Source organism: Synechococcus sp. RC10B2, from assembly GCF_047502635.1.
This window is the reverse complement of the sequence record NZ_JANSHO010000009.1, coordinates 20,410-31,876: the sequence shown is the minus strand read 5'-3', so window position 1 is coordinate 31,876 and position 11,467 is coordinate 20,410. Positions and strand designations below refer to the sequence as shown.

At 58.0% G+C, this 11,467-nt stretch carries 10 protein-coding genes and 1 pseudogene; 6 read left to right on the top strand and 5 right to left on the bottom strand.

Annotated features, from left to right (window positions below; genetic code table 11):
* Positions 1-137 precede the first annotated feature (137 nt).
* Positions 138-634 (bottom strand): annotated as a pseudogene (locus NW855_RS01585) (ARPP-1 family domain-containing protein).
* A gap of 189 nt (positions 635-823) precedes the next feature.
* Here NW855_RS01585 and cfa point away from each other — a divergent pair.
* From cfa to NW855_RS01560, 5 genes are all read left to right on the top strand, one after another.
* Positions 824-1,999 (top strand): cyclopropane fatty acyl phospholipid synthase, encoded by a 1,176-nt coding sequence (cfa, locus tag NW855_RS01580; protein WP_414402876.1) that lies wholly within the window; start codon positions 824-826, stop codon positions 1,997-1,999.
* 77 nt (positions 2,000-2,076) lie between these two features.
* The gene (locus NW855_RS01575) at positions 2,077-2,553 is read left to right on the top strand and encodes a SufE family protein (RefSeq protein ID WP_228375339.1); all 477 of its coding nucleotides are present in this window, start codon (positions 2,077-2,079) and stop codon (positions 2,551-2,553) included.
* 13 nt (positions 2,554-2,566) lie between these two features.
* Positions 2,567-3,706 (top strand): metal ABC transporter solute-binding protein, Zn/Mn family, encoded by a 1,140-nt coding sequence (locus tag NW855_RS01570; protein ID WP_414508279.1) that lies wholly within the window; start codon positions 2,567-2,569, stop codon positions 3,704-3,706.
* A complete protein-coding gene (locus tag NW855_RS01565; protein ID WP_414508278.1) occupies positions 3,703-4,479 on the top strand; it encodes a metal ABC transporter ATP-binding protein in 777 nt (258 codons plus the stop codon). Before NW855_RS01570 ends, NW855_RS01565 begins: the two co-directional genes overlap by 4 nt.
* A 9-nt stretch (positions 4,480-4,488) precedes the next feature.
* The gene (locus NW855_RS01560) at positions 4,489-5,325 is read left to right on the top strand and encodes a metal ABC transporter permease (protein WP_414508277.1); all 837 of its coding nucleotides are present in this window, start codon (positions 4,489-4,491) and stop codon (positions 5,323-5,325) included.
* Here the strand turns inward: NW855_RS01560 and NW855_RS01555 are convergent.
* A complete protein-coding gene (locus NW855_RS01555) occupies positions 5,322-6,116 on the bottom strand; it encodes a hypothetical protein (protein WP_414402872.1) in 795 nt (264 codons plus the stop codon). The two genes, NW855_RS01560 and NW855_RS01555, sit on opposite strands and share 4 nt — an antisense overlap.
* A 142-nt stretch (positions 6,117-6,258) precedes the next feature.
* Between NW855_RS01555 and NW855_RS01550 the strand changes: the two genes are divergently transcribed.
* Positions 6,259-7,791 (top strand): leucyl aminopeptidase, encoded by a 1,533-nt coding sequence (locus tag NW855_RS01550; protein WP_414402871.1) that lies wholly within the window; start codon positions 6,259-6,261, stop codon positions 7,789-7,791.
* Between the two features lie 424 nt (positions 7,792-8,215).
* Here the strand turns inward: NW855_RS01550 and NW855_RS01545 are convergent, their stop codons facing one another.
* From NW855_RS01545 to NW855_RS01535, 3 genes are all read right to left on the bottom strand, one after another.
* Complete coding sequence (locus tag NW855_RS01545) at positions 8,216-9,601, bottom strand: hypothetical protein (protein ID WP_414402870.1); 1,386 nt, start codon at positions 9,599-9,601, stop codon at positions 8,216-8,218.
* Between the two features lie 60 nt (positions 9,602-9,661).
* A complete protein-coding gene (locus NW855_RS01540; RefSeq protein ID WP_414508276.1) occupies positions 9,662-10,225 on the bottom strand; it encodes a hypothetical protein in 564 nt (187 codons plus the stop codon).
* Between the two features lie 197 nt (positions 10,226-10,422).
* Positions 10,423-11,181: a hypothetical protein gene (locus NW855_RS01535; protein WP_414508275.1), complete on the bottom strand. Its 759-nt coding sequence runs from the start codon at positions 11,179-11,181 to the stop codon at positions 10,423-10,425.
* Positions 11,182-11,467: the final 286 nt, after the last annotated feature.

Genomic DNA, 11,467 nt, shown 5'->3' with positions numbered 1-11,467 from the left:
GGCAAATGCTGCCGCCAACCTGCTTAAGAAAGTCAGCAGAACCTTGGGGCTTTGCCTTCAGGAACTGTCTAGAGGCGCTTTGACAAAGCCTTTGCGACGACCGTGTAAGAATCCCCCGCCTTTAGACGGTGGGAGTGTCAAACTTCAGAGAACGGGTTGGTGGGGGAGCTGACCCTGAGAAAGTTTTGGATAGCAGCAACGGCTTGCCACACTCTTCCCTGGTCTGAGCGGTAACCAGCTTTATTTTTGAGCGACTGATAAACTCCTCTTTTTAGCTCGTAGCACAAGCTGCTGGGAACAAGGCATTGGCATCCTCCATTTGGTGGGAGCGGAAGTGGCGCCTGAAAGCTTCCACACAAGAAGCCAGAATCGTGATCTTGCTTTTTGGCTTGTTCAAAACAGCGGTGTTCAAGATGCGGTTCTGTTTAGCCCCGACTAGCTCCTGCCCTTCCACCAAAAGCAAGAGAAAACCGCTGTAGTTTTCCACAACTAGATACGGCACAACGCCGTTCTGATTGATTTCACTAATCGTTGCTTCCTGAGCTCCATGATCTGGAAGGCGATAGGCAGCCTCTCTCTGTATCCTCTGGAGAAAACAGCGGGAAAATCTGAAAGCCGCCCTACTGAATAGCACCACCAACTTGCAGTGTTGGCAGGTTCAGTTTGAGCATCGATTTCTCCTTTGGGCTTGCTAGCACTATCTCTTCAACTTCCTCCAGAGCTGCAGTGGTTGGCATTAACAACAGAAGCTGGGGAGCCGAGAAGAAGCAATGGCTTGAGCCGCTGCCGAGTAACAAACTGGAGAGACCGCATTTTACAATACATGTTGCGATTAGCCCTCAGCAGGGGGTTCCTGGAAGTGGAAAAAAGCCTTAGCATCTGGCATCGGCTGGCCCGCCGATATGGGCTTAGGCTCTTGAGTGCTGCCGATATAGCCGTCAATGGCTCGCGGCCCTGGGATCTGCAAATCCACGACGAGCGGCTCTACCTGCGCTGCCTGCTCTATGGATCCCTGGGCTTTGGCGAGGCGTACGCAGAGGGCTGGTGGGATTGCGAGGCTATTGACGAGTTGGTTTACCGTCTTCTCACCAGTCAGGCAGCGGAGCAAGTGGGCTGGCCAGTTCGGCTCCTGCTGGCGTTGGACAGTCGCCTAGTTAATCGCCAGCGGGGTAAGGGAGCGTTTGTGGTTGGCCAGCGCCACTACGACCTCGGCAACGACCTCTACGAAGCCATGCTGGATCGCCGCCTGATCTATAGCTGTGCCTACTGGGATGGGGGGGCGCAGACCCTGGACGAGGCCCAGGAAGCCAAGCTGGATCTCATTGCCCGCAAGCTGGATCTGCAGCCCGGCATGCGCGTGCTCGACATTGGCTGCGGTTGGGGCGGCACGGCCCAGTACCTAGCCGAACGCTACGGTGTGCAGGTGGTGGGCATTACCGTCTCCCAAGAACAGGCCAAGCTGGCTAGCGAACGCTGCCAGGGCCTGCCGGTGGAGATTCGGCTGGAAGACTATCGCCAGACGCAGGGAAAGTTTGATCGGATCCTTTCTGTGGGCATGTTTGAGCATGTGGGCTACCGCAACTACCGAACATTTATGCAGGTAGCCCGTCGCCTCCTCAAAGACGATGGCTTGTTTCTTCTCCACACCATCGGCGCCAACGTTGCCTACCAGGGTCGGGATCCGTGGATTGAACGCTACATTTTCCCCAACTCGATGCTGCCCTCGCCTCGTCTGATAACAGCGGCTTTTGAGGGTCTGTTTGTACTGGAAGACTGGCACAACTTTGGGATCAACTACGTGGCCACCCTAAAAGCTTGGCACGCCAATTTTGAGCGGGCATGGCCACAACTGGCCGGCCGCTACGGCGAGCGCTTTCGCCGCCTGTGGCGGCTTTATTTGCTGATGAGCGCCGGCAGCTTCAAGGCCCGTGCCAGCCAGCTTTGGCAACTGGTCCTCTCGCCCAGGGGAGTAAGGGACGGCTATCGCTCGGTGCGGTAGCGAAGACAACCCTTCCCTCTTTGGCTTTTCCGACCCACCCCCGCGCGCAGTAGGCGCTCTCGGCGAGGGTGTTATGATTGATTATCATTCTCATTCAGGCCAGTGGGTTGATGCCCGAAGCTCTGCGGCAGATTGTAGGTCGCTTTCAAAAGGCCAGAACCTCCCGTCAGAAGTACGAATTGCTTCTGGCCTATGCCAAGCGCCTGCCCCCTTTCCCCGAGTCGCAGCGAACAGAGGAGAATCTGGTGCGGGGTTGTGCCTCGCGGGTGTGGCTGGCCACCGAGCTAAAAGACGGCAAGGTCTACATCCAAGGGGATGCCGATGCCCAGTTGGTCAAGGGCTTGGTGGCTGTTTTGGCGGAGGGGTTGAGCGGTCTGCGCCCAGAGGAGATCCTGGAGGTTTCCCTAGAGTTTGTGCGGGAGATGGGCCTCAACTTTAGCCTTAGCCCTTCCCGCAGCAATGGCCTGGTGAGCATGTTTTCGCTGCTGCAGCAGCGGGCCTTGGCTTTTCAGAAGTCAGGCGCTTCCGGCTCTGCTGTCTCTGTCGTCTTGTGAGGTACTAAGGCTCATGGCTGATAAAGCTAACTCTCTGCGTTCGGCTCGACCTGTGCGGTCACTGGTCTCGCTGGTGGCCGCCCTCTCGGTCGGGATCCTGGGCGGCTTGCAGATGCGCCAAGAAGAGTCCCAGGCGCAGCAGGGATCCACCCCCCCGAAGGTGGTGACCACGATCCTGCCGATAACGCAATTTACCCGCGCGGTGGCCGGGGAGCGGGCCGAGGTGACGCCTCTCATTCCGCCCCAGATGGGACCCCACGACTTTCAGGCTCGACCGGAAGAGGCGCGTCTGCTGGCCCAGGCGGATGTGCTGGTGATCAATGGGTTGGGAATGGAGACCTTCCTGGAGGGATTGATTGCCAATGCTGGGAATCCGAAGCTGCGCATCATTGATAGCAGCCAAGGGATCCCGACCTTGCGGACTGAGGAGCCAGAACATGGGCACTCCCACAGCCATGGGCATGGGCATTCTCACGGTCATGGGCACTCTCATGGGCACAGCCATGGGCATGGGCATTCTCACGGTCATGGACACTCTCATGGGCACAGCCACGGCAAGTTGAACCCCCACATCTGGCTAGATCCCAGGCGGGCCATTCAGCAGGTGGAAAACATCCGCGACGGCCTGATTGCTGTGGATCCAGAAGGGGCAGAGATTTACCGCGCCAATGCTGCCGCCTTTATCGAGCAACTGGAAGCTTTGGATAAAGAAATCGAGCAGAAATTGGCGCCCTTTGCCGGCAGAAAGTTTGTGGTCTTCCACGACTTTGCCCCCTATTTTGCTGAGCGCTACAACCTCAAAGCGGAGTTCTTGGTGGAGATCCCGGAAGCCAGCCCCTCCCCTGAGGATGTGCGGCGGGTGATGGATACGGTACGGCAATCGGGCCTGAAGACGATCCTAGTGGAACCTCAGGTGGGGAGTGACAACCCCTTTGAGGTTTTGGCCAGAGATCTGGGGGTACAGGTTCGCGTGTTCGATCCCATCGAAACCGCCGGCCCGGAGGGGATCGAGCCGGAATACTACCTAGCCATCATGCGGCAAAACGTGGAGAACCTGGTCTCCGCCTTTGAGAAGGAAAAGGCCTGGCTTCCCCTGCAGTTGCCCGTGGTGGGCCAAGCTGCCCTCGAACACCTGCTGGCGAGGGGGCGATGACCTCCCACTTGGGCGAAGTTGTCCTTTGGGTGGAGGGGCTGACGGTCTATCGGGGATCCCAGTTGGCGGTGCAGAACGTGTCGTTTGCGCTGGAGGCGGGATCCCATATGGCGATTGTCGGTCCCAACGGCGCCGGCAAGAGCACCCTCGTGCAGGCCATCTTGGGGATCCTGCCCCGCCAGTGCGGCTCGGTTTGGATCCTGGGAGAGCGGCTGCGCCTGTCGGGGTATTTGCCCCAGGCGGTGCGGCAGCAGCTTGCCTATGTGCCGCAGCGGTTGCAGTTCAACCCCGCCATTCCCGTGACGGTGGCGGAGTTTGTCGCCCTGGGCTGGGGATCCCTCAGACCCCGCTGGCCCTGGCAGCAGCAGGTTGCTCGGCAAGAAGCTGTTCGGAAGGCCTTGCAACGGGCCGAGGCCCTGCACCTGGCCCCTAAGCCTTTGGGTCAACTGAGCGGCGGCGAGCTGAAACGGGTGTTGCTGGCCTATTGTCTAGTTTGGCCGCGGCGGCTCCTAGTGCTGGACGAGGCCCCCGCTGGCCTGGATAGCCCCAGTGAAGGGGAGTTCTATCGGCTGTTGGAAGAGCTGCGCCGATCCCTGGGCTGGGCCATTTTGCAGGTCTCCCACGACCTGGAGATGGTCTCTCGCCACTGCGACCGCGTGTTGTGCCTCAACCGCTCCCTGATCTGCCAGGGATCCCCCAGCGTGACGCTGTTGCCCGAGGTGTTGAGTCAGGTCTATGGGCCGGAGTTTGCCCGCTACATCCACCATCACTGAGGAGAAAAAATGCCGGAAACCTGGGCGCGGGTGGTGGAATTGCTGCAGTTGCCCTTCATGCAGCGGGCCCTGCTGGGCGGGATCCTGACAGGGGTGACGGGGGGACTGCTGGGCAGTTTTGTCATCTTTCGGCAGTTGGCGTTTTTTAGCGATGCCCTGGGGCATTCGGCGCTCTTGGGTATTGTCGTGGGAGTGGTTCTGGGACTGAATCCTACGGCGGTGCTGATGGTGTTTGGGGTGGTGTTTGCCCTGGGGGTGACTTTTATTCTGGAACGCACCCAGCTTTCGGCAGATGCGGTGCTGAACATCATCTACTCTTCCTCCTTGGCCCTGGCCATCATCGGCCTGAGCTTGATCCCTGGCTACCGCGGCAACCTCAACCAACTGCTCTTCGGGGATATCTTGGGCATTGGCCTGCCAGCTTTGGGGATGAGCGGCCTGCTCCTGTTGCTGGCCCTGGGGTACATTGGGCTGACTTTGACTGCCCAGATGTTGCTGACCCTGGATGAGTCGTTGGCGCGGGCGCGGGGGGTGGAAGTGGGCTGGCAGCGGCTAGCCTTTGTGGTGCTGCTGGCTTTGGTGGTGGCGCTGTCGATCCGCTCGGTGGGGGTGCTGTTGGTGAGCGCCTTTGTGGTCATCCCCGCCTCGACGGCGCGGCTTTTGGGATCCAGCTTTACAACCTATGTGCTGCTGGCCATGGCCTTGGGAGGCTTGAGCGCCGTGCTGGGGATCCTCCTTTCGGCAGCCTTTAATCTGCCCTCCGGACCCAGCATTGTTGCCACCCAGTTGCTCTTTTTTCTCCTAGCGATGGCACTAAAGGGGGTATGGCAACTCCTACGCCTCTAGCTGCCGGCAACCCCAAAAGCCCTCTGAAACGGCCTTTCCCCCCAGACCTGGCCAAAGAGGCGGCGGTAGCTTTCCGGGAAGACCTGGCCCATGAGGGTAGGCTGCTCGTAAACCCGCTTTAGGGTGTTGAGATCCCGTTTGGTGATGGTGGGCACCCGCAGCAGGCGGCGATTGCCAGTGGCCTTGGCGTGGTGGCCGCTGTACATCAGATCCCGCGGGTTGGGACTATGGCCCCACAGCCCCAGCCCATGGCCAATCTCGTGCCGAGCCACTGCCGTAACCTCTGCCAGCCCCTGGCCTTCGGCGATAACGATGCGCACCCGCTGCTGCAGCGAACCATCGGCGGCGAAGAAAAACTCTGGGCGGGCTGCCCCCGCTATTCCCTCGCCAATGGGAGGAACGCGGTAGATGCTCATCCCGTAGAAGGCCTCCTCTTCTTTGGCCACCACCTTGAGCGGGATATAGGCCGACCACTCCTTCACCGCCTGCTCCACAAAGGCTTTCCACTGGGGGTGATCCCCCTGGATGTAGACGGGGATGGGGTAGAAGGCCCACTGGGCATAAGCTCCGCCTGGCAGCAGCGGCTCGATCTCTTCGAAGTAGTCTCCCGCCGACTTGTCGTAGGCGTAGCGGGCTAGGCCTGGGGGCAGCTTGAGGCGAACCGGCTGCGGCAGCTCTTCTAGGGGTCTCTGCGCCTGAGCCAGGGATCCCACTCCGCCTACCGCCAGGGCAAGGAGCATTGCGCAGGCAATAACCCCAAACTGAAGGATGGAACGCCGCCGCCAGACCATACCTTGGGTCTCTCCCTTTCTGATTAAAGGCTATCGACTGGAAAGGCCCATGTCGATGCCAGCCGAGGGATCCCCTGGCCCAGAAGTGGCGGAATTGGCTACACTGAGAGTCTGCTGTCCCTAGCTTGGCCAAAGGTTTCCCATGCAGCTTCGTCTTGGCGAGCCACCTCTAACGCAGGCCGAATGTGCCCTGGTCTACTGCTTTGCCCCCAGCGGCGAAAACGCCACCTTCCCGCTGCCTGCTGAGATCGCTTCCCTGGACGAGAAGGTATGGTCGGGGCTGGTGGCGGAAGCGGTTCAAGAACAGAAGTTTCAGGGCAAGCCCAACAGCAGCCTCGCCCTGCGCCTGCCAGGGCCTATCCGCAAGCTGGTGCTGGTGGGGCTGGGGGATCCCGCAGCGCTGACTTTGGAAGGACTGCGACGGGCTACTGCCAACGGCCTGCGCCAGGCCCACAGCCTTAAAGCCAAGCAGGTAGTGCTGTCTTTGCCGGAAACTGGGCTGGATCAGGGGCGAGCAGTGCAGGCGGTGGTTGAAGCCAGCCTCCTGGTGGCCCACCAGGATAACCGCTTCAAATCTCCCCCCAAGCCCAACGAAGAGCGCGGCTTTTCCGTTGAAGAAGTCACGCTCTTGGTGCCGGGACTGGCCCAGGCCCGCCAAGACTGTGAGAACGCCCTTCAGCGGGCCACCGAGATGGCTGCCGGGACGATCCTGGCCCGAGAACTGGTGGCTGCTCCCGCCAACGTCGTCACGCCTCCTGCCCTGGCTGACACTGCCCGGCAACTGGCCCAAGACTACGGCCTAGAGGTGGAGATCCTGGGGCGGGAAGAGTGCAAAGCCCTAGGCATGGGGGCTTTCCTAGGCGTGGCCCAAGCCTCGGATCTGCCGCCTCAGTTCATCCACCTCACCTACAAGCCCAAAGAAGGGGATCCCGTTGCCAAGTTGGCCCTGGTGGGCAAGGGCCTCACCTTCGACTCCGGCGGCCTCAACATCAAAACCGACTCCCGCAGCATTGCCATGATGAAAACCGACATGGGCGGGGCGGCAGCCGTCTTGGGAGCGGCCCGTGCGCTAGCTGCCCTCAAGCCGCGGGTAGAGGTGCACTTTATCGTCGCCGCCACGGAAAACATGATTAGCGGTCGGGCCCTGCACCCGGGAGACATCCTCACCGCTTCCAACGGCAAGACCATCGAGGTCAACAACACCGATGCCGAGGGCCGTCTCACCCTGGCTGATGCCCTGGTGTTTGCCGAGAAACTAGGGGTGGACGCCATTGTTGACCTAGCGACCTTGACCGGCGCCTGCGTCATTGCCCTAGGAGAGGAAATCGCCGGCCTCTTCACCCCCGACGAGCAGCTGGCCCAGGAGCTGCAGCAGGCAGCCAACCTCTCTGGCGAAAAGATCTGGCGCTTACCCCTGGAAGAGAGCTATTTCGAGGGCCTCAGCTCCACCGTAGCCGACATGAAAAACACCGGTCCTCGCTCTGGCGGCTCCATCACTGCCGCCCTCTTCCTTAAGCAATTTGTGGAGAAAACCCCCTGGGCCCACTTAGACATAGCTGGTCCCGTCTGGGCCGAAAAAGACTCGGGCTACACCAACAAAGGCGCCACTGGCTACGGCGTGCGCACCCTCGTGGAATGGGTCTTGGCACGGGAGATGGCAGCCGCCTCCTCCTAGCATGGTTCACCACTCCCGAAGCTCTGCCTGTTGCGTAGGCGGGTCTTGAACGATCCCCAGAGTAAGGCTTTGTCTCTCCAGAAAAGGAGGGCTCTGCTGGAGGGCTTGCAGGGTCACCAGCCGCGGACTTTCTTCCTCTTGAGGTAAGGCGCTGCTATGCTAGGTCCGCTGCAAGAGAGGCTGCTACAGACCTGCCCTCCGACGATTGATGGAGTGGGAGCCAACCCAGAAAGTTGGCTCTGCAAAGGAACTGACACGATATGTGCTACTCGACTTTGACCGCTGCAAACTTCTGAGCTGCAATTGGGGGAGTCGAAGAGTTAGTAACCGTTACCAGTGCAGCAAAAGAAAAGCCGATTGGGTGTAGCTCAACAGTCTCACCCAAGATGGTCTTGGACATTCATACAAGCCAGGCATGTATCGTCTACTTAACTGTAATGTTCACACGTGCCTGCGCCGAGATAGGAGGACTAGAAGAGTCCGTAACAGTCACCAATGTCAAGAGAGTAGAGCCAATGGGAGGAGTGTCTTTGGTGGCTGGACACTGCACCTTGATTGCCCCCGTTGGCCTGTCAAACGAAAAGCCAGCTGGCGGTGGAGGTTCAGGCTCTGCCTTGAAAGTTAGGGGGTTAAGGACTTTACCTTGGGTGGTAATTTGTGGATTTACGATGACTAGCTTACCAAGGTTGTTGGTGCAATCTACTGAATCCCCATATTTAAGCTCGATAGAACCTACAGCTGATTTCACAGGAATCACAAAGTTAATATCACTGGTCAGGAAGTTGCTGGCAGTAGTTAAGGATGGGTTAAGCTTAATAGTGATGGAGCCAGTGAATACCCCGTCCGTTAGTCGAATAACTCCGAATTGTTGAGGCCCTTTGCTACCTTCCTTAAAGAGGAGAGTAGAGGTCGAAACAGTGAACGGAGCGCCCGCCCCAAAGGGGTTAGGAGTTCCGCTGACATCCAAAACAACCTGCCCACCAATCGGAGGGGCATCGAGTTTGACCTCGACAACCTTGGTAGCCCCAACTATGTCATTATCGAGAAACTCTATCGTCGAAGGGGTAACCGTAATGGTAGGCGGCGCTTTCTGCAATACCTTAACCGGCACAAGAACATTCACACTGCCCACCGGGTAATTGACAGCTGTTGTGGCAGGGTCGCGGGTAACTATTATGGTGGCATTGCCTTCCTGAGTGGCCGGGATCAAACGAGTTAACCCAACTTTGGGTGTATCTGGGGATCCCGGTGGAATGACGACGGTTACAAAAGAGGCAGCCGTTGTAGAAATGCCCACCACCTGCGGGTTGCTGCTTTCCACTTTCAACACCAAACTGCCGTTGGCCGGAGGAGCAGAAGGCGTAAGCGTGAGAGTTTCTATGGAGCCAACAGTTGTCCCTGAGTCAAACGTAACTTTTTCCGGCGTAACGCTAACTTTCTCAACAGGGAACGGAGGGGGGGGAGGAGGAGGGAAAGGAGTAGAAGGAACAGGGATCTCCGCCTTAATGGTAGGGAGAGGAGCGGGAGAGGGGATGGGAGGAATGGTTGGGGCCGCAACGGGAGTTTGGATGACAACAGTGGGAGCCGGCAAAGGGATCCCTGGGGCTATAGGAGGTAAACCCACCTCAGTGCCTCCGGTAGGTACGCTGGGCGTTTGCGGCGGAATGATCGGCCCAGGAACAAAGCTAGTGGCGCTTTTGTCGTTGGATTGCTGACAGCCGATCAAGCTTGCCGTAGTGAAGAAAACAGCCCCCGCGCTGCCTAAAGCCCGCAACCAACTTCTTTCAGTCTTGAACTTTTGCACCTTCATTTCCTGCCACCTTCGCTTACAAAACGGAAGTCCTCTCCAAAGCCGCATCACCATTGGCTGCTAGTTAGCTACTAGAGTGATGGGAGGAGCTGCACTGGGTAGAGTCTGATTGTTCGACACAAGCGGCAATGTGTAGATCCCAGGAGCCGTTGCTTGAATGGAGACGTTCACCTCGCAAGTAGCACCTGCTGCCAGAACTCCGCCCGAAAGGTTGATGATCCTTGTTCCCGGTATTGCGCCCAAAGTGCCGCCACAGGTATTGGTGAGGTTGGGCGGATTGGCAACAAGCAACCCTGCAGGCAGGCTATCCGTAAAGCTGAGGCCAGTCAGTTGGATCCCTGAGTTGTTGGTGATTGTGAAGCTTAGGGTTACGGGAACACCCACTGAGGTTGTGGAAGGACTGAAGCTCTTAGTAAACGTCGGGGCAGCCAAGGGGCCTGGGGGCAAGCCAACGATGCTGGGAGAGGGATTGGGAGTGGGCAGGGGCGGGATCGTCGGCGCCGACACAGGAGGGGGCACAAGAGGGCTGGGTTGACCTGGGGGAACAGATCCAATCGGAGGAGTGGATGGCAGCCCTACCCCCGTTCCTCCGGGTTCCGTATTCGGGTTTTGCACACCAATCATTGGCCCTGGCAAAAAACTTGTAACATTTTTATCCTTAGCCTGTTGACACCCAATAAGAGTCAAAGACATCAACACAAGCGAGGTTCCACCTATTGCCAGTGTTTTAAACTTAATTATCACCACACCCTCTCACACTCACTTAAGTTCTCAACTAAGCCTTTAACTCATTTGGCAAGCCATTGCTGGGATTACCTTCTCTACAGATTTCCACAAGCAGGAACCTGAGAGCCACGAATTTCTGTTCGGCTTTCTTCTCCACTAAATATAGAATCGTCAACTCTTAGCACCTGACCAAAACTATCACGAATAGTTAAGATGATCAGAATGTCATCACCAGTCAGCTCGTCTTCGATCTGAACCTGCCCCTGTGCATCAACTCTACGAACGCCACGAATGGCTTTAGAAAGAATTCTGAGATCATTAAAGTAGCGGGGATCCGTCGGAAAAGTAAAGCTAAAGGTAATTCCCGCCGCATCAAGGAATGTATTTCCTCTGCCAATCAATAGATTCTTAAATTGTTCTAAAGCAGTTGGGAGTATAACATCTGTCACGTCTGTTCCACAGGTGATGTTTAAAACCTGTACATCAACGCTAGCAATGCCCCCACGCACGATCAAACCAGTTATATCGATCTTATAGGATAGCGATGCAAACGGCTGGTCGACGTTGAAGCCGCCCCCTGGCCCAAATTGAGGCGGATCCGGCAGATCGGGTTGAACTGGCGGCGGGGTGATGGGGGCAAAGTCCGGCCCGGGGCGGAAGGTGATGGGCGTGAGGTTGGGCGCAATCGTGGGGGCCACGGCCACGGGAGGAGGCGTGGATCCATCGGCAGTCAAGAGGGGCGGCAGCCCGCTGGTAGTCTCGCTGCTGCAACCAGTGGTCAGGGCCAGCGAAGCCCAAGTTGCCAGAAGGGAAAGGCCACCACGGCCAAGGGCTGAACCAGAACGTCGTTTCATCGGGGAAGTCTCCACTCACTCACACCACAGCAAGTTCTTCCAACTGCGTCCAGCCGAGATCCACTGAATCTGCCCATGTGCATTGGCAAGATTACGTGGAGATCCCGTTTCAAGGGGGAATGTCTGCCGTTAGTTCTACTGCATCTCAGAGCGTTGTCAAGCCAGCGGCAAAGCAAATCCAGGAAATTTTCCTGGAAGTGGCCCATCCCCTAGATATGGGGTATCATAGCCTCGAGCAGGGGCAACCAGCCTACCTGTAGCGTTGGGGGTTGGGTGCCTTCCCCTC

Excerpts from the sequence above, each read along its gene's own strand:
- cfa (WP_414402876.1), top strand. The coding sequence starts at position 824 with ATGTTGCGATTAGCCCTCAGCAGGGGGTTCCTGGAAGTGGAAAAAAGC.
- NW855_RS01570 (WP_414508279.1), top strand. The coding sequence starts at position 2,567 with ATGGCTGATAAAGCTAACTCTCTGCGTTCGGCTCGACCTGTGCGGTCA.
- NW855_RS01565 (WP_414508278.1), top strand. The coding sequence starts at position 3,703 with ATGACCTCCCACTTGGGCGAAGTTGTCCTTTGGGTGGAGGGGCTGACG.
- NW855_RS01560 (WP_414508277.1), top strand. The coding sequence starts at position 4,489 with ATGCCGGAAACCTGGGCGCGGGTGGTGGAATTGCTGCAGTTGCCCTTC.
- NW855_RS01555 (WP_414402872.1), bottom strand. The coding sequence starts at position 6,116 with ATGGTCTGGCGGCGGCGTTCCATCCTTCAGTTTGGGGTTATTGCCTGC.
- NW855_RS01550 (WP_414402871.1), top strand. The coding sequence starts at position 6,259 with ATGCAGCTTCGTCTTGGCGAGCCACCTCTAACGCAGGCCGAATGTGCC.
- NW855_RS01545 (WP_414402870.1), bottom strand. The coding sequence starts at position 9,601 with ATGAAGGTGCAAAAGTTCAAGACTGAAAGAAGTTGGTTGCGGGCTTTA.
- NW855_RS01540 (WP_414508276.1), bottom strand. The coding sequence starts at position 10,225 with ATGATTGGTGTGCAAAACCCGAATACGGAACCCGGAGGAACGGGGGTA.
- NW855_RS01535 (WP_414508275.1), bottom strand. The coding sequence starts at position 11,181 with ATGAAACGACGTTCTGGTTCAGCCCTTGGCCGTGGTGGCCTTTCCCTT.